Source organism: Photobacterium damselae subsp. damselae (assembly GCF_038086725.1).
GTDB lineage: Bacteria > Pseudomonadota > Gammaproteobacteria > Enterobacterales > Vibrionaceae > Photobacterium > Photobacterium damselae.
In genome coordinates, this window is sequence record NZ_CP146970.1 from 1,724,388 (window position 1) to 1,747,179 (window position 22,792).

At 40.8% G+C, this 22,792-nt stretch carries 17 protein-coding genes; 10 read left to right on the forward strand and 7 right to left on the reverse strand.

Annotation, left to right across the window (positions count from 1 at the left end; translation table 11 throughout):
* Positions 1–453: 453 nt before the first annotated feature.
* The gene (locus WAX86_RS07860) at positions 454–1,824 is read left to right on the forward strand and encodes a DASS family sodium-coupled anion symporter (RefSeq protein ID WP_239973859.1); all 1,371 of its coding nucleotides are present in this window, start codon (positions 454–456) and stop codon (positions 1,822–1,824) included.
* 114 nt (positions 1,825–1,938) lie between these two features.
* Here the strand turns inward: WAX86_RS07860 and WAX86_RS07865 are convergent, their stop codons facing one another.
* The 5 genes from WAX86_RS07865 to WAX86_RS07885 all read right to left on the reverse strand — a co-directional run bounded on the left by WAX86_RS07865 (position 1,939) and on the right by WAX86_RS07885 (position 7,203).
* A complete protein-coding gene (locus WAX86_RS07865) occupies positions 1,939–3,243 on the reverse strand; it encodes a GGDEF domain-containing protein (protein WP_065170497.1) in 1,305 nt (434 codons plus the stop codon).
* A gap of 227 nt (positions 3,244–3,470) precedes the next feature.
* Complete coding sequence (locus WAX86_RS07870; RefSeq protein WP_065170496.1) at positions 3,471–4,757, reverse strand: DEAD/DEAH box helicase; 1,287 nt, start codon at positions 4,755–4,757, stop codon at positions 3,471–3,473.
* Between the two features lie 226 nt (positions 4,758–4,983).
* Positions 4,984–5,895, reverse strand: coding sequence for an N-acetylglucosamine kinase (nagK, locus tag WAX86_RS07875; RefSeq protein ID WP_065170495.1), 912 nt, complete (start codon positions 5,893–5,895; stop codon positions 4,984–4,986).
* A gap of 128 nt (positions 5,896–6,023) precedes the next feature.
* On the reverse strand, positions 6,024–6,746 hold the full coding sequence (locus WAX86_RS07880; protein ID WP_341488578.1) for a tRNA-uridine aminocarboxypropyltransferase: 723 nt from the start codon (positions 6,744–6,746) through the stop codon (positions 6,024–6,026).
* 112 nt (positions 6,747–6,858) lie between these two features.
* Positions 6,859–7,203, reverse strand: a complete 345-nt coding sequence (locus WAX86_RS07885) for a DUF3802 family protein (protein WP_065170493.1) — start codon at positions 7,201–7,203, stop codon at positions 6,859–6,861.
* Positions 7,204–7,374: 171 nt separating this feature from the next.
* On the opposite strand from WAX86_RS07885, the gene WAX86_RS07890 reads away from it, so the two are divergent.
* From WAX86_RS07890 to WAX86_RS07900, 3 genes are all read left to right on the forward strand, one after another.
* Positions 7,375–7,731 carry a glutathione S-transferase N-terminal domain-containing protein gene (locus tag WAX86_RS07890; protein WP_044175707.1) on the forward strand — a complete coding sequence of 119 codons (357 nt, stop codon included), beginning with the start codon at positions 7,375–7,377 and terminating at the stop codon, positions 7,729–7,731.
* A gap of 204 nt (positions 7,732–7,935) precedes the next feature.
* Positions 7,936–8,406, forward strand: coding sequence for a hypothetical protein (locus WAX86_RS07895; protein WP_065170492.1), 471 nt, complete (start codon positions 7,936–7,938; stop codon positions 8,404–8,406).
* A 118-nt stretch (positions 8,407–8,524) separates the two neighbouring features.
* The gene (locus WAX86_RS07900) at positions 8,525–9,757 is read left to right on the forward strand and encodes a mechanosensitive ion channel family protein (protein ID WP_068945664.1); all 1,233 of its coding nucleotides are present in this window, start codon (positions 8,525–8,527) and stop codon (positions 9,755–9,757) included.
* Between the two features lie 113 nt (positions 9,758–9,870).
* On the opposite strand, the gene WAX86_RS07905 is transcribed toward WAX86_RS07900, so the two are convergent.
* The gene (locus WAX86_RS07905; RefSeq protein ID WP_005299177.1) at positions 9,871–11,424 is read right to left on the reverse strand and encodes a BCCT family transporter; all 1,554 of its coding nucleotides are present in this window, start codon (positions 11,422–11,424) and stop codon (positions 9,871–9,873) included.
* Positions 11,425–11,911: 487 nt separating this feature from the next.
* Between WAX86_RS07905 and WAX86_RS07910 the strand changes: the two genes are divergently transcribed.
* The 5 genes from WAX86_RS07910 to WAX86_RS07930 all read left to right on the forward strand — a co-directional run bounded on the left by WAX86_RS07910 (position 11,912) and on the right by WAX86_RS07930 (position 17,451).
* Entirely contained in the window at positions 11,912–13,450 is a 1,539-nt protein-coding gene (locus WAX86_RS07910) for a DUF1800 domain-containing protein (protein ID WP_341488579.1), read from the forward strand.
* Positions 13,447–14,757, forward strand: coding sequence for a DUF1501 domain-containing protein (locus WAX86_RS07915; protein WP_341488580.1), 1,311 nt, complete (start codon positions 13,447–13,449; stop codon positions 14,755–14,757). The genes WAX86_RS07910 and WAX86_RS07915 overlap by 4 nt, the downstream gene beginning before the upstream one ends.
* Positions 14,758–14,938: 181 nt before the next feature.
* Positions 14,939–15,418 carry a DUF417 family protein gene (locus WAX86_RS07920; RefSeq protein ID WP_237029219.1) on the forward strand — a complete coding sequence of 160 codons (480 nt, stop codon included), beginning with the start codon at positions 14,939–14,941 and terminating at the stop codon, positions 15,416–15,418.
* A gap of 136 nt (positions 15,419–15,554) precedes the next feature.
* Positions 15,555–16,796, forward strand: a complete 1,242-nt coding sequence (locus WAX86_RS07925; RefSeq protein WP_341488581.1) for an MFS transporter — start codon at positions 15,555–15,557, stop codon at positions 16,794–16,796.
* Positions 16,786–17,451 carry a peptidoglycan DD-metalloendopeptidase family protein gene (locus WAX86_RS07930; RefSeq protein ID WP_341488582.1) on the forward strand — a complete coding sequence of 222 codons (666 nt, stop codon included), beginning with the start codon at positions 16,786–16,788 and terminating at the stop codon, positions 17,449–17,451. Before WAX86_RS07925 ends, WAX86_RS07930 begins: the two co-directional genes overlap by 11 nt.
* Positions 17,452–17,560: 109 nt before the next feature.
* Here the strand turns inward: WAX86_RS07930 and hrpA are convergent, their stop codons facing one another.
* The gene (gene hrpA / locus WAX86_RS07935) at positions 17,561–21,442 is read right to left on the reverse strand and encodes an ATP-dependent RNA helicase HrpA (RefSeq protein ID WP_341489376.1); all 3,882 of its coding nucleotides are present in this window, start codon (positions 21,440–21,442) and stop codon (positions 17,561–17,563) included.
* 372 nt (positions 21,443–21,814) lie between these two features.
* Between hrpA and WAX86_RS07940 the strand changes: the two genes are divergently transcribed.
* Positions 21,815–22,780, forward strand: a complete 966-nt coding sequence (locus tag WAX86_RS07940; protein ID WP_005299159.1) for a zinc transporter ZntB — start codon at positions 21,815–21,817, stop codon at positions 22,778–22,780.
* Positions 22,781–22,792: the final 12 nt, after the last annotated feature.

Below are 22,792 nucleotides of genomic sequence, written 5' to 3' on the forward strand. Positions count from 1 at the left end.
TTTCTTAACTTTTCTTTTCAACCATCTTTAAGACATGCGCTCGAACTTTTCGTATATGAGCCTGAGCATCTCTTGTTATCTTCAATCTCTGCCTTTTTTTATCTCTTTGAGTCATAACCAAGCCTATTGTGTTTATTTTTTATGTCGATGACTCATAGTAATGATTTATATTTCGTTGCAAACCAATTGAGCAAACAAGTTTTTTCCATACGAGAAAGATCACATTTCTATCCCCCTTCTTTTGTAAGTTTCATTTAGAATTTTTAGTCTAGAATCACAAATCTTATTAATCCCCGCGCAGTAAGTGATTTTTATGATCACTACCCATTAACAGATATGAAACCTTGTGTACTCTATTAGCCAACAAAATCATTGTGGGTATATGACTTACTTCATATAACTCAACAAGATAATAAGAAAAATCGTCAACCCTATGGAAGGAAATACACGTTTATGACGACTCTTGCTCTCTCAATTAAAAACTGGCTGATCAATAGAAATAGTTTAATTTTTATTGCTGATGTCATTTTATTTGTTTTACTTCTCAACACCTTACCGTTTGAGAAAAATGTGGTAATTGGTTTATCTATCTTGGCTTTCGTTGCTGTTCTTTGGTTAACAGAAGCAATTCACGTTAGTATTACCGCGATTCTCGTCCCCTTACTTGCCGTTGGATTTGGGATATTCCAAACTCCACAAGCGTTAAGTAATTTCGCCAACCCTATTATTTTCTTATTTTTAGGCGGTTTTGCTCTTGCTGCAGCTCTTCATCGACAAGAACTCGACAAAGCCATTGCCGATAAAGTATTGGTCATAGCTAAAGGAAGAATGTCTGTTGCGGTCTTTATGTTGTTTGGTGTTACCGCCGTGCTTTCTATGTGGATCAGTAACACAGCAACGGCAGCAATGATGCTCCCTTTAGTTTTGGGCGTACTAAATAAAGTGGACGCTAAACAAGAGCGCAATACTTATGTTTTCGTGCTGCTGGGGATTGCTTATTGCGCCAGTATCGGAGGTATCGCAACCGTTGTAGGTAGCCCGCCTAATGCGATTGCTGCAGCAGAAGTTGGCCTGAGTTTTACAGGATGGATGGCATTTGGCTTACCTGTCACACTGGTTCTTCTTCCAATGGCCGTTGCGATACTCTATTTCATGCTAAAGCCGAACCTAAACCATATGTTCGAACTTGATCATAAACCTGTTGAGTGGAATCACGGTAAATGCATGACGCTAGCCATTTTTGCTTTAACAGTATTCTTATGGATATTCAGCAAGCCAATCAACGCTATGCTAGGTGGCTTTAGTAAGTTTGACACACTTGTGGCTTTAACTGCTATCGTCCTATTAGGTGTATCTCGTGTGGTTCGCTGGAAAGATATTGAAAAATCAACCGACTGGGGAGTCTTACTACTCTTTGGTGGTGGTATCTGTCTAAGTAACATTTTAAAGGCAACAGGCACCAGTGTCTTTTTGGCACACAGTTTAAGTGAGTTTCTTGCTCAAGCAGGCTTATTCTTTACTATATTGGTGGTTGCAACCTTTGTTGTATTTTTGACTGAATTTGCAAGTAATACCGCTAGTGCTGCGTTATTAGTTCCTGTTTTTGCAACCATTGCAGAAGCTCTAGGCGTATCTCCAGTTGTACTTTCTGCCTTGATTGCTGTTGCAGCATCGTGTGCCTTCATGCTCCCTGTTGCAACACCACCAAATGCCATTGTCTTCGGCTCTGGGCATATAAAACAATCTGAGATGATGAAGGTTGGTATCTATCTTAACCTCGCTTGTATTATTGCTCTAACCTTCTTTGCTTGGTTCTTCTGGTAAGAGCCTGCCGAGATAATCTTTCTCCTTTAAAGACGACAAAGCCGCTATCAATTCAGATAGCGGCTTTCTTTTAACTGTTATGGTTTCTTTTATCTGTTAGATGCGGCGATTAAGCTAATCCCATGCAATTTCTACTCGGTTACGCCCACGTTCTTTCGCTTTATATAAGGCTTCATCAGCACGTTCCATTAGGCGATTAAACTCTTCATTTTCTAGTTGCGCGACACCCAGGCTACAAGTGACAGAAAATTCATCTCCCCATTGATACTCGGCAATAGCTTCTCGTAAGAATTCAGCTTTCTCTGCTACAACCCCAAGAGAGGTGCTAGGACAAAATACGACAAACTCTTCCCCGCCCCAGCGCACTAACATATCACTTTTATCAATATTTCTACGTAATAAATCAGCAAACTTTGCTAGGACTTCATCACCTCGACCATGACCATATTTATCATTAATCTTTTTAAAGAAGTCGATATCAATATAGATAACCGAAAACGGCTGAGCCATATCTTTTGAATGCTCGACCACCTGTCGCACCCAATCACTGACAGCATTTCGGTTTTTTGCTTTAGTTAAAGGGTCTATGTAAGCTAATTCTTCAAAACGTAAGCTTTTTTCAAACAACACCTTATTCATTGTTTTTAAGCGAGCTGCTTTTTGTTCTGCATTTTGGATCTGCTTATACAAACGAATACGTTCAGTTGTTAAAAACACCAACGCGGTTAAAATCCAAATAACCAGCAAAATTTTGACTAAGTTTTCTTCGGAGATCCACTTACCGTAAAGAACCAGTTTATTTAATGTAATACCGTAGTGAGTCGGTTTCACATAACTGCCGGTTGCGATTTCAATTATGGAAACATTATCAAACTGAGGCCCTGCTTTTTCTATGGGTAACTCATACTCAGCTATCCACCAAGAGAGAACTTGAAAAGATTTAAGTGGAATAACTTGCAGCCCTTGATCTTTGCCAGGCGCATATTCAATCGCGTTGAACTTAAGAGAGACAGGATCTTTTTCCTTGGAATAAGACTCATCATAATTACGTAAATAAATACGAACTCGCTCACCATCCACTGGACTATCGTAATCAATATCTAAGCCAATAGCGTGATATTTGCTAAGATCCACACCAGCTGCCACATTGTCAGAAAGCGATATAGCCATCTCACAAAATGGCCATTGTGATTTCTTAACTAATTCACAATTTAAAATGGCACTGTCTGGATTAATATCAAGTTCTGCGGTTGATGCTCCACCTTGATGTGAATCATCGATTAAACGAAATGTAGAGTTCTTTGGGGTGATGACCAGTTCTTTTTCAGCACCGCCAAAATAAAACCAGCCATAAACAATAATGGTTATCGATACCAACCAATAAGCGGTATAGCGTAGGCGTTGTCTTAAATCTGCCATCGCAAGTTCCTAAAAAGACAGAGCAAATCTGTATTAAAACACAATCTGCTGAAAACTTATTTCATATGTTAAAGTATGTCTAGATATTAATTAACATTTCAATCAATGTGAGATCTAAGTTAGCCTTTTAAAGAAGAATGGACCGTGATTTGTGCCATGAATGGCGCTCTTTTTCTGAATCCTGCGAGCGCCTTCAATAATTTATATGAAATGAATTAAAATCGATATTATCGGCGGCGATTATTTTTACCGCGATTTTGGTGAATTTTTGCTTTTGCTTTTGCGCGTCGTTTTTCAGCAGAGCGCTTTGGCATTGTGGTTTCAACTGTTGCTAAAGGATCTGGCTCAAAGCCTTCTAACCACTGCTGAGGTAAGCGAGTATCCAACAGTTCTTCAATGCCTTTTAAAATCCACTCTTCGTCTAAGCTCATCAGTGTAATGGCATGTCCAGCACTGCCCGCTCGGCCTGTGCGACCAATACGGTGAACATAATCTTCAGGCTTAAATGGCATATCAAAATTCACAACATACTCTAGCTGCTCGATATCAATACCTCGCGCCGCCACATCGGTTGCAATTAATGCTCGAACTTTACCCGATTTAAAATCATCCAATGCACGCTGACGAGCACCTTGACTCTTATCGCCATTAATCGAAGCAGCTTTAATACCATCTAACCCGAGCTCTTTTACTAATTCATCAGAGCCTTGCTTAGTTTTAGTAAAGACAAGTACTTGCTGCCAGTTACGAGATCCAATCAAGTATGAAAGCAATTCACGTTTACGATGCTTATCAACCGGATAAACCATTTGTTGAACCGTTTCGGCTGCCGTATTCGCAGGCGTTACCTCAACCATTTTCGGCTCTGTCATAATATCAAACGCTAATTTCTTAACTTGCTTTGAGAACGTCGCAGAGAAAAACAGTGTCTGACGTTCAGCAGCCATGCGTTTCATAATACGCTTAATATCAATGATAAAGCCCATATCTAGCATACGATCGGCTTCATCAAGCACAAAACATTCAAGATATTTTAGTGATAGCGTACCAACATGCATGTGATCGATTAATCGTCCAGGTGTAGCAATCACGATATCAGCACCTTGTTGAAGTGCTTTAACCTGAACATTCATGCTAGTACCACCATAGGCAACAACCACTTTTAAATCGGTATGTTTACAGTAAGTCATCACATTATCGTAAACCTGCTGAGCAAGCTCACGAGTCGGTGTTAACACCAAACCACGAATCAATGCAGGTTGCTTACGCTGCTCGGTTTGTTCTGCTTCATCTGCATGTAATTCACTCGCAGCCGGATAACTCATCAAACGATGCAGCATCGGTAGTGCAAATGCAGCTGTTTTACCGGTACCAGTTTGGGCTCCAGCCATTACATCAACGCCCGTTAACGCGAGAGGAATTGCTTGTTCTTGCACTGGGGTTGGCTGCTCAAATCCAAGTTCATGGATAGCTTGAAGTAATTTCGGATGAAGACCTAGGGAGTCAAACGACATAACCGATTCCTATTAGAGGTAAAACAGAGTCAGCTTATTAATATACAACTGATAATAGGAGGCGGATTTTAACAGGCAATCTAAGATAAACAAATCCGGAAGATAAAAAATCGAGATGATAAAAATCGATAAACAAAAACGGCACACTCAAAGTATGCCGTTTCAACAAATAATCACGAATGATTTAACTCAACATGATATAGCCAAAAGCCTTGGGTATCCGTTCTTAACGCTGAATGTTTAAGAATGCAGCACCACGAACGCCACCAGCATCACCGTGTTTAGCTTTTACGATTTTTGGAGGTTGAGCAACAGACAATAGATGTTTGCCAATACGCTTTGGCACTTCATCATAGATAAGATCGAAGTTAGACAAACCACCACCTAGCACAACGACGTTTGGATCAAGTCCGGTGAAGATATTAGCAAAGCAGATTGCCAGTAGTTCCATAAAACGATCAACATGTTCAACCGCTTTTGGTTCCCCTTCTGTATTACGCTTTATGATTTCAATCGCTTTAAGTTCTTCACCATAGTAATGAGCGTATAGCAACTCAAAACCACGACCAGATAAATAGTTATCAATACAACCTTTATTACCGCAGCCACAGCTTAGTAATGGCGCATTTTCACCAAGATGGAACCATGCATCTAGAGGTAAACGCGCATGGCCTAACTCACCCGCGACATGGTTCATACCAGAAAACGCTTTACCATCAATAACAATACCACCACCAAAACCGGTACCAAGAATTAAGCCTAACACCGACTTTTCATCTTGTAGCGCCTCATCCCACGCTTCAGATAACGCAAAGCAGTTTGCATCATTATCAATAGTGACAGAACGCCCTAATTTTGCTTCTAAATCTTTGCGTAGCGGCTTGCCTTTAGCCGCTGCAATATTAGAGGTAAGTACCGTACCATCACGAGCATCTTCCATTCCTGGAATACCAATACCGACATGACCTTCACAACCAAACTCTTGATCGGCTTTTTGGATAATAGCCACAAGAGTATCAATTAATTGCTGGTAATCATCACTTGGCGTAGGTACGCGCTCCGTTGCTACACGTTCAAGTTTTTCATTAAACGCGCCAAATTCTATTTTAGTTCCGCCTACATCAAAGCCGTAGTACATTGTTCTCTCCCAGAAAAAATTTGTATCCTAAAAAGTATTGCAATCAAAGGATTATCCACACTTCTACGCCTACAGACTGTGATCAAAACCCAAGATTACTTGGCAAAATTGTCAGGTTGATCGAAAAATTAATCGCAATGGGCCAAACGAGACTTCAAAGCAGTCATCGCAGTATCATCTGCAAGCTCTCTGTTCATTTTGCCAGCAATGTAATGATCACGGAAAACATCAAACCATAAATCCAACACTTCAGCATTTCGAGCCTCACCAAATTGCTCAATAATTTTTGCAGCAACTTCAGCTGTACCTAATTGATTATCTTTGGATGCTTCACGCACTTTATAGCGAGATGGTTGTTCAGGATCGATAGATAAAACTGGGAATTGAGCTAAATACGGGCTCTTACGAAACATCTTTTTTGCTTCAGCCCAACTACCATCTAGCATAATAAATAGTGGACGTTTGCCTTGAGCGAGTTCCACTTTTTCAGCGACACGCTCAGGCTCGGCATATTCAGCAGGGAAAACAACATAAGGCTGCCACTGAGGATCATTTAGCAGTGCCATCATTTCGGTGTTTTCTTCAGTACGAGACCAAATATAAGCAAATGTATCTTCAAATAGATCGGCGATTAAGCGACCAGTATTACTTGGTTTCAGCACTTCCGTATCGTACATCACCAGAAGAAATGCCGCATTAGAATTAACCGTAGGCCGATGTTCACAGATACATAAGTGTGGTCTGAGCATACATTGACGACAGCGCTCTACTTTGCAGCCACGAGCTCGAAATGGTCGAGTTGAGCGAGCTAAACGTTCTTCGTATAGTGTGTGAACTGCATGAATGCGCATGGGGTATTACCTGAATTAGAAAAAACCGCAGCATTTTACAGAAACCTATGCTGTACCGCCAATAAATTCTAAAAGCAGTATCCGTACAGTTAAATCACCTAGGTATCGGTTATTAGTAGCTTGAAATTGCCGTATCAAATAAGTTTTTAACTAGGCCAATATACTCTTCTAAAAAACGAATCTGTTGGTTGGTGGGATAATAGCACCACACACCTGCCAGCACTTCATTAAGATCGGCCACAACAGCATCTGCGTCTTTTAATAATTGAAACCGAACATCAGGCTCTAATTCTGGGTTTTGTTCAAACACAGTCATGATATGTGTTGCAATAAGATCCATCACAATATCTTCAATGGTTTGTTCACCACTGTGTTCTTTTTGTGCCGATTCAAATAATGCCAAATTCTCGGCCAAAAACTCTATCAGAGCATGATATCCCGATGATTCTACAACCATTATACTATTAACTCATATATTAATTATTGTTTAGCATGATAATGATGCGGATAATAAATGCAATGATAACGCCCACTATTTTGGCGATATATTTCACTTTATACTCTCCCTATTTAAGGGCGAGATGATGTAACATAGTGTTGATACTTAAATAACAAAAAGGCTCAACATATGAAATTAATTCGCGCAATTCTTGGCAAGCTGATTCTGATATTAAATGCCGTTTTCTCACCAAAATCCGTTCAACGAAGCGCAGAACAGCAAGCTGACGTCAATCAACAAATGGAGTCATTAACACTTTATCAATTTGATGCTTGCCCTTTTTGCGTGAAAGTGCGTCGCGCAGCTAAGCGATTAAACCTTCCGCTCAAAACTCTAGATGCCAAACAATCAATCTATGAGCAAGAATTGGTTAATGGTGGAGGAAAACGTAAAGTACCTTGTCTTCGCATTGAAGAAGATGGCAAAACACAGTGGATGTATGAATCCAATGACATTATTGCCTATCTTGAACAGCGCTTTAATTAAGCCATATCACATCTAAAGTCTAAGCTGACACTATTCAGCTTAGATTTTATGCAATCAAACTCAATTCGCCATTCTATTATTCAATCAATTCATTTATAAAATATTAGTATTCTAAAAACACAATGAATCTAATTTGAAATATAAATACCATGAAGTCATATTAACAATAATATTTATAAATTATCGTAATATTCGGAACTCACTGTGTTTAATCGTTGCTTACCCATCTCTCTTATTGCTATTTCATCGCTGTTTGCACCTTTAGCCTTTGCTGATGCAACTCAGCACAACAGTTTTGAAGCGATTCCAAATAAAAATGAAATCGTTACTCACACCGATTTTGGCATCCAAACATACGTTTTCCATTTCAGCAGCAATGGTCAACATTTAACCAGTATTGACTTTATCGATCACATGGATACCAATCCGTACACTTGTGCTCATTGGAAATATGTCTCCGCACTCGATAACTATAATATTTACAAGCAAACTATCCTAAAAGTCAGTACAGATTATAATTCTGACGAAAAGTACTGCGTCGCTCACGCCTATGCCAGTAATAACAGTGATGGTATGGGTCAAGTCCTTCATATGATGGAAACCAAAAGCCATGTAGATATTGCAGGGTTCAATATTTCCGCAGATGGATTTTCAACTGCCGTTAATAAGCTATAAGAAAAATAATTCTAACATCAATAAGTAAGAACCGATAAGAATCGCAGGGTTATGAAACATTAAGTAGCAAATAAATGCTAAGATACGGTTAGAACATATAATTAGCTTGGAGAGTGTTTTGAGCAAGCAAATACGGCAGGCCGTTGCAGAAGGCATGTCCAAATTAGGGATAAATATCCAACCTCACGATAATTTTTCAACTATCGTGATTCTTATTTTATGTACCGTGGTCGCATTTGGTACCTACGTTATTGTCCGTTGGGGGGTGTTGAAGATACTCAACGCGATGATAAAACGGACCAAATCACAATGGGGAACTATATTGGTTCATCATCAGGTATTAGAAAAGCTGTGCTTAATCATACCTGCGGTTGTGATGAATTTATTGATCCCCTTAGTGCTAGATCAATATGTCCTACTCAGTGATTTAATTGATCGAGTCTTAGGTATTTGGCTTATTTTTGCGCTAATTAGAAGCAGTTACGCTTTCTTAGATGCTTCAAATGATATCTTCAACATGAATCATCTAAGTAAAAACCTCCCAGTAAAGAGTTTCGTTCAACTCTTTAAGTTAACCATATTCTTTATTGGTTTCTTTGTGGGAATTTCGATTTTAGCTGACCGCTCTCCTGTTTACTTTCTAAGTGGCTTAGGTGTTGCAACCGGTTTAGTGTTATTGATGTTTAAAGACACGATTCTTGGTTTTGTTGCGGGAATCCAATTAGCTGCAAACCAAATGATTCAAGTTGGCGACTGGATTCAAATGGATAAATACGGCGCCAACGGTAGTGTTGATGAAGTATCGTTAACAACCATTAAAGTAAAAAACTTTGATAATACGGTAACGAATATTCCCGCCTATGCCCTAGTGCAAGACTCCTTTATTAACTGGCGTCAAATGCAAGAATCAGGCGGCCGACGTATTAAACGATCTATTTTAATCAATATTGATACTATCCGCTTTTTAACCGAAGATGATGAGCAAAAGCTTGCGACTATTCCCTTTGTTGGTCAGTACATCAAAGAGAAAAAAGATGAGCTGAACCGTTCAGGCAATCCTTATCTGGTTAACTCGTTAACAAATATTACGGTGTTCCGAGCTTATCTAGAGGCATTCTTACAGCAAAACACCCATTTGCGCAAAGATATGACGTTTTTGGTGCGTGAATTAGAGCCAACAGCACAAGGGTTACCCATCCAGATTTATGTATTTGCTAACGATACGCGTTGGGCTTATTACGAAGGTATTCAAGCCGACATTTTTGACCATGTATTTGCAGTATTGCCTCAATTTGGTTTAGCGGCATTCCAAAGCCCTGCGGCGTCAGATATCAGAGAGATCAAGATCTAACTTATCTTTCAAATGGCACAATAACAAAAAGCCCCTTCTCATTATGTTTTAGTAAGGGGCTTTTTCATAAAACAAACTTTAAAATTAAAGCAGCTTTAAATATTCAGAATATGCTAGGCGGTTATTTCAGCAGTTTTAGCACAAGTCATTCGATAAGCTGCAAGCGGCCCACTGACTAAGGTGAAGGCAACCAAGATAGACACAGGCACTGCTGTAATAACAATAAATGATTGCAGCGCATTTAAGCCACCATCACCCGCTAATAACAGAACAGCGGCAACACAGCCCATAGTAATCGCCCAGAACAAACGGTGCTTTGAACTTGGCTCATTATCACCAGAAACAACCATCGCAATGGAGTACGCCATGGAATCACCGGTGGTTACAACAAATGTCGTTGTTAGAACCAAAAATGCCGGTAATAAAATAGAACTTAAAGGTAATTGAGCCAGTGATGCTAACAACACAGCAGGTAGACCAGCATCATTTAATGGACCAGAAATAACACCAGGATCGTTAAGCTCAAGGAAAATACCCGTACCACCCAAAACAGAGAACCAGAAGTTGGTCGCTATCGGCGCACCAATTGCAACCGCGAAGACTAAGCCTCGGATACTACGACCTTCAGAGATACGAGCAATAAAGATAGCCATCATTGGAGCAAAACCAATAAACCATCCCCAGAAAAACCATGTCCACCATACATTCCAGGCTGGTTTACTATCTGCCAAACTCAAAGAAGAAATATGACCAAGATAATCACCAAAGGCATAACCAAACTCTTTTAAAATAAATTGAGTTGGACCAAGCAGCAACATGGCTAATAGTAGACCAAAGGCCCCTACTACATTAAGGCGAGATAACCACTGTAATCCTTTATCCATTCCAGATGCCGCAGACAGTGAATACACAGCAACAACAATAGCAAGAATCACCAACTGAGACTGAACGTTATTTTCAAGCCCGGTTAATACTTCTAAGCTGTAACCAAGTTGTGAAGCAAGGAAACCAATAGGACCAATGGTACCTGCAGCAACAGCAATGATTGAACATGCGTCAATAACGCTGCCTAACCAATGGTTTTCTAAGCGCTTACCAAAGATAGGGAAAAGCAATGCACGAGGGCGTAACTTAACCCCATGCTCGTGGTGTGCGTACATAAGAATGATGGTTGAAAGTGTTCCAAGTACCGCCCATGCTAAGAATCCCCAGTGTAGGAATGCCTGACTTAGTGCTGGCTCAACAGCCGCTTGTGTTGCACCTTCGATTCCGCCAAAACTTGGAGGAGGTGTAATGAAGTGGTAAATAGGTTCTGCTGCTGACCAAAATACTCCACCACCAGCAAGCAGTGTACACATGATCATCGCAAGCCAACGGAAAGTACCGATGGTTGGTTTGGCTTGGTCACCCATTACTTTTTTCCCCATCGGGCTTAGAGCAACCAAAATAGCAATAATGAAGTTAATCAGCATCAGCCATTGCCAGCTGGTGCCAAATTCGTTCGCCGCAGATTCAAAGCCTGATTGAATTAAGGCTGTGAAACTCGATAGATCAACGAGTGCCGCGATTAGAAATAGAGCTATGAATCCAATCGTTAGAATTGGAACTAATTTTGTATCAACTTGAGGTGCTTTTTTAATGCCAGCACGGCAAGCAGTAGAATGCATAATAATCTCACTTGGTGTGTGAGGGGCAGCACATTATCAGCAAAAACCTAAGAAAACCAGTTAAATTTTTCTTTATATTTCAATATTTTTTACAATATACGTTAATTTAATGAGCATTTTTCTCAACATTTCAGTAAGTTATAAAAAACAGTATCAAAAACCATCAACGTATAAAAAAACATCATTTTTGAGGATGTTTTCTCGATTCCATTCCTGGGCGTTAGTTATTAATCAAGATTACAACTCTAAACATTTAATGTAATAAAAGATCGATCGCTATAAAAGCTTTCAACCAGAAGGTCTGACTTATTTTATATAAGAGTTCTCTTTTTTGACTCAAGATCAAATTCTTAATATTGCTAATCCTATCAATAAGTTGCTATTTTCCTCATCCACTATTTCCGTATCGGATGCACGGATTAATTGGCAAATTAAAAATATGCATCTAATTTTATAAAAAATAATAAATTTAGCTTAGGTTATCTCTATGTCAGTACATTCATTGTATTTAAGTAAAAGTCAAAATGCCGCGTTTCTCTATCGCGCAACATTTGGTTCAACTCTTGATGATGTGACGCATCTACAAAACATTGGAGTCCAGCAATGGTTTGAGGAACAAAGTCAACTCCCCCCTTCCTATCATCTTCCAGTTGTACAGCAAGCAACAGCTCTAGCTAATTTAGATAAACCCAATAGTACAATCCGTACTGGAGCTTGGTACCAACATGCACTTACGGCACCCGATCAACTTCGCCAAAGAATGGCTTATGCTCTAAGTCAAATATTGGTGATATCACAACAAGGTCTTGGGAATCGCCATGATGAAATCGCCGCTTATTATGATCTTCTTGTTCAGCACAGCTTAGGCAATTTCAAAGATCTGTTAAGGGATGTTACGACAAATCCAATGATGGGCAGATATCTCACACTAAGGGGAAGTAGAAAGGCAAACCCAAAGAAAAATAGCTTCCCTGATGAGAATTATGCTCGAGAGGTTATGCAGTTGTTTACTCTTGGTTTATGGCGTTTAAACAATCGCGGTGAAGCTCTGCTTGATAGTAATGGGCAAAAAATACCAACCTATCAACAAGATGATGTACAAGAATTAGCCAGAGTATTAACTGGCTGGACTGGTGGTAGTTTACATGTTCCGATGTATGGAAAAGAAAAATTCCATGACTACGATGAAAAAGTCGTTTTAGGGCAAACATTCCCTGCTGGGCAAAATACGCAGCAAGATCTTGAGCAGGCCATTGAAGTACTATTCAACCACCCAAATACCCCTCCTTTTATCGCTAATTTATTAATTAAACGTTTTGTAACCAGTAACCCACGTCCAGAATATATTGAACGCGTGGCACAAACCTTTATAAATAACGGTATGGGTGTTCGGGGCGATTTAAAAGCAACACTCTTCGCTATATTAACCGACGAAGATGCTCTCAATAGCATTGGCTCTCAAGGCAACCAGTCACCCCAGCAGCAACATAATCATTTTGGGTTAATTAAAGAACCTATATTAATGATTACTAATCAAGCAAAAGCACTGGGTATGTCAACAATTGGTGATTATTGGCGAGATTTTATGTCCTCATCTCGAACCTTGGGCCAATCTCCTTTAAATTCAGAAACCGTATTTAATTTCTATTTGCCCGATTTTGCGCCGCAAGGAATTCTAGAAGAACGTGGATTAACATCACCAGAGGCTAGTTTATTAACAACATATCAAATGCAGATGATCCATAACAAAATCGTACAAAATATTGAGTCACACAAAAATAAGAAGAGTACTCAATGGCGTTATGACATCACTCCATTTTTAGCCGTACATCAAGATCCTGATGCTTATACTCAACTTATCAATGAACGCATCTTTTTAGGCTTGATGCCTGCTCGTGTACATCAGCAAATAGTAGAGGCACTCACTTTGCACATCCCTCTAAAGCAAGACCTACGCCGAGTAAAAACAACCTTATATATTGCCTTTACAGCACCAGAATTCTTTACTCAGGAGGCTTTAGCATGAAAATTTCTCGCCGTCGATTTTTGCAAAGTGCCGCCGCCGTATCCGCAACATCAGCATCGGTATTACCAAATATAGCCTTAGCAAGCTCTGGTATCTCCGACTATAAAGCACTTGTTGTGGTGTTTTTATATGGCGGTAATGATGCCTATAATATGATTGTGCCGACATCTCCAGATGCGTATCAAAGCTATTTATCAGCTCGACCTGCTCTTGGTTTAACTCAATCAGAAATTTTACCTTTATCATTACACAGTGAAAATCAAATTAGCTTGGGTATTCACAGTGCGATGTCCGATTTACTCCCTTTATTTGAATCTGGCCAAGCTTCATTATTGCTCAATACAGGTCAGTTACTAACACCTGCAACCCGCTCAACAATTGCTGCTGGATTATCACCGCTTCCAGAATTTTTGATGGCGCATAATATGCAGCAAGATATGTGGCAAACCGGGGCGACAAATTACAATAATTCACTCGGGTGGGCTGGTAGAATGATGGATATGTTAGCTAGCAATACCTCAATTTCTCCCCTTATTTCCCTTAACTCTCAAAAACGTTTTAATAGCGCAAAAAATCTGAGCCAAACCGTTATAAGTAGCCAAGGTGTTGGACAATACAGTTCATGGCATGACTCAGTAAGACTGGATGAGTATTTTGCTCATTTTAAAGCAGACTATGACAATGTTTATACACAACACTTTGCCAATACAATGAAAAAAAGTGTGAGTGAAAACACTGAACTTAAAAATGTGCTCGATGCGCACCCTTCTAGCATAGTGTATCCAGATTCTAAACTTGCAACGCAATTACAAATGGTTGCAAGGATGATTAGCGCAAGACAAAGTTTGGGCCACCAGCGTCAAGTCTTCTTTGTGGGAATCGGTGGATTTGATACTCATTTTAATCAAAAGCCAACACATCACGCTTTGTTACAGCAACTGGCTCAAGCTCTCGCACTATTTCAGCAAGATTTAGATCAACAAGGTGTCACACAAAACGTTACTACTGTCACCATGTCTGATTTTGGTCGTCGCGTAATGGCAAATGAGTCAGGTACAGATCATGGATGGGCTGGACATCAACTGATTCTCGGAGGGGCAATTAAGGGGCAGAAAGCTTATGGTACCTGGCCTGATTTAACACCTGGTAGCGAAAATGATTACAATAATGGTCGCATGATACCAACCATAGCGGCAGATCAGGTCCATGCAACTTTGTGCCGCTGGTTTGGCTTATCGGATCAACAAATACTAGAGTTGTTTCCTAATTTAATTAACTTCAAATCCCCTTATATTGACTGTTTATAAAACCAAGATCAGATTCAATTAAATGATAAAGGTTCGTTATTGTACGAGCCTTTGTTTTCAGTAAGCACTAAAAATAACTACACTTTGATTATAAGATATTCCAACTTGCCCTTCCTATTAATGAAAGATTTTTTCTCCACCCATGGTCTTGGTTATCAAATATTATTAATGGAGAAAAAACATGGAATTGAAATCACAACAAGCAAGACCGACAGAATCGATTGGTTACTACATAGGTTTATTTGGCATTGTACTGGTACTTTTATGGATAGGAATTTACAAGTTCACACCAACAGAAGCCAAATTGATTGAACCTTTAGTAAAAAACCACTTTTTAATGGGCTGGTTATATCAAGTCTTTTCCATTCAAACCGTTTCTAACTTAGTTGGCAGTGCCGAAATTATTGTCGCTGCTGGTCTTATTTATGGCATCAAAAACGCAAAAGTTGGATTCATTTCAGGTATTGCAGCTAGCCTAATTTTTGTCGTTACATTAAGTTTTCTACTCACAACGCCTAATACATGGAAAGTCTCTGATGGTATTTTAGTGACTAACTTTTTCTTAGTGAAAGATGTTGTCTTTTTAGCTATCGCTGTCATGGTGGTTGAACGCAGTTGGATTCGTTTAGATCGTCAAAACACAAGCCTTCAGAATAAATAGATCTTAGCAGTCCTCCCATAAAGCCAGTATATCCCCTAGCACTCAGCCTTTAGTTCAAATCGCTGGGGGATATATAATTTCTTGCCAATTATTAATACCCGATTAAAATACTCAGCTTCTACTATGGAGGCTTGATGTGAATAGCTTAACCCAACCGATTGAGGCAAAGTTCTCTCCCTTTTCCTTATTTACCCTGTATTTGATCATATTTTTAGGCTCAGCTGGATTTTTTATCACGATTCCTGCTTATGTCAGCCTCTTTCTTACCGATCACTCCTTAGCTATTGCGCAAAATATGCCAATAGAACAGCGCCGAGAATTATTCGGAACGGTTATGTCAGCGGCCCCTTTTATCTCTATGTTTTTCACCCCGCTACTGGCCAGATTGGCAGACCACTTTGGTCGAAAAATAATGATGGCAATCTGTCTGCTCATCGCTGGAATCGGCTTTATTCTGCCGGTTTACGCCATTGCACTAGGTTCCGTTGTTTTGCTCTTTGCTGGCAATATGATCAATAGCTTAGGTTCTGCCAGTCAACCTATGGCACAAGCGGTTCTCAGTGATAACAGCGAAGGAAAAAATAAAGCGGCACTGATGAGCTTGGTCGCTGTCGTTATGACTGCTGCAATGTCGTTTGGCCCCGCACTTGGCAGTAAACTTACCGCTATGTATGGCGCAGAAGGCCCTTTTTATGCGTGTCTATTTATTGCGCTGATTTGCTTGGTGTTATTGCAGACCGTAAGGCTACCTAAACAACATAAAGCCGATTCTGATAATCCACTCTCCTTTGTGGCGCCATTACAACGCAGTCAATCGGGTCTGATTAAGAGCCTTGCTATCGTCTTTCTTGGTCAATTTAGCTGGAGTCTGTATTTCCAAAATATCTCGTTTATCTTTCCCCAAAAATGGCAGTTGGAAGTCAGTGGCAGTTTCTATCAAAATTACATGATGGCGATTGGTATTGTTATGATCATCGCACTCTTAGCCCTTCCTAAATGGATACTCAGCCGTTGGAGTGTGACTAAAGCATTACGTATAACTCTCTTATTTGCCGCTTTGGGTATGGCTGCATTAGCTCTCACCCCAACGCCGTTAACTCATACTATTGCTATGGTGATTACAGCAACGTTTGTGGCAATTTCATTTCCTCTCTATATCACTAGCCTGTCTAACCGCGCTAGTGATATCGATCAAGGATGGGCAATGGCGATGTCGAGTGCTATGGTAGGCTTAGCTTGGACTTTGACCGGATATTTAACCGCAGTATTGGTTAATATAAATCTGATGTTACCCACTTGGATTGCAGTTATCGGTTATATTGCGGCCAGTTTTTTAGTGCCCCAAATGCTGAATAAGGAGATGGTTGATGCTCAATGATCTATTAAAAAATCACCGTTTTCATCCTGTTGTTCCTAAAGAACGGCAATTTGGTCGAGCGCTGATTGTTGACCTCTCGCCAAGCAGTGAGATTTGGCAACATGTCACCGAACAACACAGCTTTTCTGATGAAATGGCACAACGGGCCGTGGCAATAGAAGCTCAAGTGGTGATCGGGCGCTACAATGAGCAACGTTTGATCTACCAAGATACCGATAATTTTGCCGGACAAGAGCACCGTACGGTTCATATGGGGATTGATCTTGGTCTGCCTGCGCTCACACCAATCTATGCGCCCTACACCGCTCAAGTTCACAGCGTTGCAAATCATAATAATGACGGTGATTATGGCCCCACGGTGATTTTATGCCACCAGCTAGAAGGCCAGAAATTTTATACTCTATATGGTCACCTTCACTGGGAAAGTGTAAAAGCGTTATCAATCGGACAAACGATTAAAACCGGTGAAGCCTTTGCCAGTATCGGAACACCAGAAGAGAACGGTGGTTGGGCGCCTCACCTACACTTACAAGTAATAAAAGATATGGGTAAACACCACAATGACTATCCTGGTGTGGTTGACCCCAAGCAGCTCGACTTTTACCTCGATAATTGCCCCGATCCCAATCTGATTTTAGGACGCGAAGATCTTTAGTCTCGGCACTAAAATCTAGCTATCGAATATCACGCCTAATAAAAAACCGCCAATATTGAATCATCAACATTGGCGGTTTTATTTTCTAGAATAGAAGGCTATTTATCGCCTAACACTCATTAATTGCATTGCGAATACGCTTGTCTGAGATCGGATATGGCGTACCTAATTGCTGCGCAAAATATGAAACACGCAACTCTTCAATCATCCAACGGATCTCTTTCACATTCTCTGGAATTGGCTGTCCTTTCGGGATCTTATTGAGCAACTCTTTGTACTCATTAACCATAGATTCCACTTTAAGAATATGAACACGGTCTTTATTAGGATCGATTGGCAGTTTTTCTAAACGACGTTCAATCGCACGCATATAACGTAAGATATCAGGCAGACGTTTCCAGCCACATTCAGTTGCAAAGCCCTTAAAGATCAACCCTTCGAGCTGCGCTTTAATATCAGATAACGCAAATGCCATAGTCAGATCGACTCGGCCTTTCAAACGCTTATTAATGTTAAAGGCTGTTGTGAGAATCTCTTCTACTTGCTTAGCAATCTCAACTACAGTATCGCCAAGCTCTGCACGTACGTAATCTTTTAGCGCCTCAAACGCCTCAGGTTGCCATACAATACCGCCCTTTTGTTCAATCAGCTTATCAATACCACAAGCAATGCAGTCATCAATCAGATCCAATACGCGACCATAAGGGTTAAAGTACAAACCTAACTTCGATTTGTTTGGTAAGTTATCGTGCAAGTACTTAATTGGTGATGGAATATTTAACAAAATCAAACGACGTTGACCTTGTTGCATAGCACGATGCTGCTCTTCTTCGGTTTCAAATAACTTGATACCAACTGAATCGTTATTATCAACAATCGCTGGATAAGCGCGAACCTCAAAGCCACCTCGTTTTTGCTGGTAACGCTCAGGCAACGTACCAAAACTCCACGTCTTTAAGCCTTCTTGTTCGATATCATCATCGGCCACTTGAGACAACGTCTGCTGCACTTTCTCTTTTAAGCTGTCTTTTAGCTCGTACAGATCTTTGTTCTCACGGAGCTTACGATTACGATGATCAACGGCCCTAAAGGTAATTTTTAGGTGATCTGGGATCTGATCGAGGTTCCAGTCTTCACGTAAAATCGTCACACCAGTAATGCGTTTTAGCTCTTTTTCCATACTGTCGAGTAATGGCGCTTCCATCACTTTAGTGCGAGACAAGAAAGCATCGGCATAGTTTGGCGCAGGCACAAAGTTACGGCGTAATGTTTTTGGTAGTGATTTAATCAAAGCAACCACCAACTCATGACGAAGACCTGGGATCTGCCAATCAAAACCATCAGGCTCAACTTGGTTTAAAATCGCCAACGGCACATGAACGGTCACACCATCGTTATCTTCACCAGGCTCAAACTGATAGCTCAATTTCAGTTTCAAGTTACCTTGATGCCAGAAGTTTGGATAATCGAGATCGGTAACGTGGCTTGCATCATTACGGAACAGCATTTCACGTTCAAAGTTCAATAACTCAGGGTTCTCTTTCGAGGCTTTTTTCCACCAAGTATCGAAGTGACGACCCGACACAACCGAAAGATCAATACGCTGATCGTAGAACTCAAACAACTGCTCATCATCGATCAAAATATCACGACGACGAGATTTGTGTTCCAACTCTTCCACTTCACGTAACAGCTTACGGTTTTGTTGGAAGAACTTATGTTTGGTATCCCAATCCCCTTCCACCAGTGCAGAACGGATGAAGATCTCACGGGAAATTGTAGGATCAATGCGGCCATAGTTAACTTTGCGTTTAGCAACAACCGGAATTCCGTATAACGTCACTTTTTCAAACGCATGAACAGCAGCAGATTTCTTCTCCCAATGCGGTTCACTGTAACTACGCTTTAATAGGTGTTGTGCTAATGGCTCAACCCACTCAGGCTGAATTTTAGCGGCAATTCGACCCCATAAACGTGAGGTTTCAACCAGCTCAGCCACCATAACCCACTTAGGCTGTTTTTTGAAAATGCCAGAACCAGGGAAGATATTGAAACGGGCATTACGAGCGCCTTGGTATTCGTTCTTCTCTTGATCTTTCATACCAATATGCGACAACAAGCCCGATAGCAACGACATGTGCACAGCATCATAACCAGCTTCAGTGTCATTAATACGCAGTTCCAGTTCACGTACCACTTGGCGCACTTGAAAGTGAATATCTTGCCACTCACGGATGCGTAAGTAGTTAAGGTAATCTTTCTTACACTGCTTACGGAATTGATTACCCGACAGTGCCTTTTGCTGCTCTTGAATGTAATCCCACAGATTCACAAACGTCATAAAGTCAGATTCTTTATCGTAGAATCGACGATGCTTTTCATCGGACGCTTGCTGTTTCTCCATCGGACGTTCACGAGGGTCTTGAATCGACAACGCAGAGGCAATGATCATTACTTCACGTAAGGCATTATTTTTCGGTGCTTCTAACACCATACGAGCCAAACGCGGGTCAATAGGTAAACGGGCTAATTGGCGACCAACCGACGTTAAGCGCTTACGTGGATCTTTGGCATTTGCATTAATTGCACCTAGCTCTTCCAATAAGCGCACACCGTCTTGAATATTGCGGTTATCTGGCGCTTCAACAAATGGGAAAGCTTGGATATCACCCAGACCAATTGCGGTCATTTGCAAAATAACAGACGCTAGGTTGGTACGCAGAATTTCTGGATCGGTAAACTCTGGGCGAGATAGGAAATCTTCTTCAGAGTAAAGACGAATACAGATACCCTCTTGCACACGACCACAACGACCTTTACGCTGATTGGCACTGGCCTGAGAAATCGGTTCAATAGGCAGACGCTGAACTTTAGTACGGTAGCTGTAACGGCTAATACGTGCTGTACCTGGGTCGATAACATACTTAATGCCCGGTACTGTTAGCGATGTTTCTGCAACGTTGGTTGAGAGAACGATACGACGACCCGTATGAGGCTGGAATACGCGGTTTTGTTCACCTGCCGACAAACGGGCAAACAGCGGAACAATTTCGGTATCACGCAGTTTTCGTTTCTCTAACGCATCGGCAGTATCACGGATCTCTCGCTCACCATTCATAAAGATCAGAATATCGCCCTGACCTTCATCATACAGCTCATCAACCGCATCAAAAATGGCTTCAAGTTGGTCGCGATCGGTATCGTCACTGTCTTCTACAATCGGACGGTAACGCACATCTACCGGATAAGTACGACCAGATACTTCAATAATTGGCGCATTATTAAAATGTTTTGAGAAACGTTCTGGGTCGATAGTTGCCGACGTAATGATAACTTTTAAATCAGGACGCTTTGGTAATAACTCGCGTAAGTAACCCAAAATAAAATCAATGTTTAAGCTACGTTCGTGCGCTTCATCGATAATAATGGTGTCGTACTGATTAAGGTAACGGTCGTGCTGAATTTCAGCCAGCAAGATACCGTCTGTCATCAACTTAATTTGGCTACGGTCAGAAACTTGATCGTTAAAACGAACCTTATAACCCACATAAGAGCCCATTTCGCATTCAAGTTCTTCAGCAATACGCGAAGCAACCGAACGGGCAGCAAGACGACGAGGCTGAGTATGACCAATCATACCTTTCACGCCACGGCCTAACTCTAAGCAAATTTTAGGAAGCTGAGTGGTTTTACCTGAACCAGTTTCACCTGCCACAATCACAACTTGGTTATGTTTGATCGCTTCTGCAATATCGTCTTTTTTCTGACTAACAGGCAATAATTCAGGGTACGTTACGGTTGGACGCTGAGTACGACGCAACTCAACCACACTCATCGATTTTGCAATATCGGCTGCAATTTCATCGAAAACAGCGTGTTTGGCTTGGTCATTTTTGATTCGTGCTGCGCCTTGCAAACGTCTGTGCAAGCGGAACTGATCGCGCATCATGCAATCTTTTATCGCAGCCTTTAGCGTCTTTTCATTATTCAAAGCGCTAGATTGAGAGTGATTAGACTGGCTCAATGGAATTCCTGATATCAATTTTCGGAGAACTGACTCGCCAAAACTGAGTATGCTCTATCCCTTAAATTTAGGGCGCAAATAGCGAGTCATTTAAATTCTAAATTTTGCCAATTCTATCACAGATTTACTTCTTGGAGAGATGAGAAAGCATTTCGTTTAGAAAAAGACTGTTACCAAAACGACAACGGTGATTTATTCAGCAATATATAACTTAATTTCATATTTCACTGGATGATAATTCATGAGATACGTTAAGCTTAGATCATGATAATTAAGCATATCCTCTCGCTATTTTGGATAATTTAACTGTAACGCTTATGGATATCGATGGAGTGTGTCATGGCCAATTGCTTTGTATATAGCTACGTTTTAAACGGCAAATTAAAATACAGTCAGCTCACCTTAGAACAGATCAATGATTGGGATGATGAGGATGGCTTATTGTGGCTGCATCTCAACTACAACTCACCCGATGCTCAAGAGTGGATCAAAAATAGCGACTTGCCTGATATTGAGAAGGACTCTTTGCTTGCATCTCGTATTCGTCCCCGAGCCAACCGTTCTAAAGATGGGTTGTTCCTCGCTCTTCGTGCCATCAATTTAAATGACAGCCCAAAAGAAGATGATATGACATCGGTGCGAGGCTATTTTACTAAGCATCTTATTGTAACAACCTCAAACCACGACATTGATTCTCTACAAAGCATTGCTAATCATATCCGTGATGGTTTCGGACCGAAAAATACCGGCAGCTTTATTGTTTCTCTTTGTGATCATCTTGCTAGTCATAAAATGAACCTCATTGATGTCTTAGATGATCAAGTCACCGACCTTGAAGATCGTATTCTGGCTAAAGCAGATCCCGATTTGCGCAGTGATGTTGCCGTAATCCGTCGTCAAACTGTATACACCCGCCGTTATGTTGCCCCTCAACGGGATGCTCTTGCTAAATTGATGACAACAGAAACGCCATTATTGAGCTTAACGGATCGTCAAAAACTGCACGAAGTTAACGATAAGCTTAGTCATGTTCTCGATGATCTTAATTCGATCCGCGAGCGTGCGAATGTGACTCAAGAAGAGTTAATGAGCTTACAATCGGAGTCTTTAAACCAGCGTGTTTATTTCCTCTCTTTGGTCACCACCATATTCTTACCATTAGGATTTCTAACCGGTTTGCTTGGCGTAAACTTAGGAGGTATTCCGGGCGCACAAGATGGTCGAGCCTTTACCATTTTCTGCATTTTACTCGCGTTTGTGTTTATGCTGCAGTTACTGTTTTTCTACCGTAGAAAATGGATATAGAGCCTAACTATA

Excerpts from the sequence above, each read along its gene's own strand:
- WAX86_RS07915 (WP_341488580.1), top strand. The coding sequence starts at position 13,447 with ATGAAAATTTCTCGCCGTCGATTTTTGCAAAGTGCCGCCGCCGTATCC.
- WAX86_RS07885 (WP_065170493.1), bottom strand. The coding sequence starts at position 7,203 with ATGGTTGTAGAATCATCGGGATATCATGCTCTGATAGAGTTTTTGGCC.
- WAX86_RS07930 (WP_341488582.1), top strand. The coding sequence starts at position 16,786 with ATGCTCAATGATCTATTAAAAAATCACCGTTTTCATCCTGTTGTTCCT.
- WAX86_RS07880 (WP_341488578.1), bottom strand. The coding sequence starts at position 6,746 with ATGCGCATTCATGCAGTTCACACACTATACGAAGAACGTTTAGCTCGC.
- WAX86_RS07860 (WP_239973859.1), top strand. The coding sequence starts at position 454 with ATGACGACTCTTGCTCTCTCAATTAAAAACTGGCTGATCAATAGAAAT.
- WAX86_RS07870 (WP_065170496.1), bottom strand. The coding sequence starts at position 4,757 with ATGTCGTTTGACTCCCTAGGTCTTCATCCGAAATTACTTCAAGCTATC.
- WAX86_RS07865 (WP_065170497.1), bottom strand. The coding sequence starts at position 3,243 with ATGGCAGATTTAAGACAACGCCTACGCTATACCGCTTATTGGTTGGTA.
- WAX86_RS07920 (WP_237029219.1), top strand. The coding sequence starts at position 14,939 with ATGGAATTGAAATCACAACAAGCAAGACCGACAGAATCGATTGGTTAC.
- WAX86_RS07940 (WP_005299159.1), top strand. The coding sequence starts at position 21,815 with ATGGCCAATTGCTTTGTATATAGCTACGTTTTAAACGGCAAATTAAAA.
- WAX86_RS07890 (WP_044175707.1), top strand. The coding sequence starts at position 7,375 with ATGAAATTAATTCGCGCAATTCTTGGCAAGCTGATTCTGATATTAAAT.
- nagK (WP_065170495.1), bottom strand. The coding sequence starts at position 5,895 with ATGTACTACGGCTTTGATGTAGGCGGAACTAAAATAGAATTTGGCGCG.
- WAX86_RS07910 (WP_341488579.1), top strand. The coding sequence starts at position 11,912 with ATGTCAGTACATTCATTGTATTTAAGTAAAAGTCAAAATGCCGCGTTT.
- WAX86_RS07905 (WP_005299177.1), bottom strand. The coding sequence starts at position 11,424 with ATGCATTCTACTGCTTGCCGTGCTGGCATTAAAAAAGCACCTCAAGTT.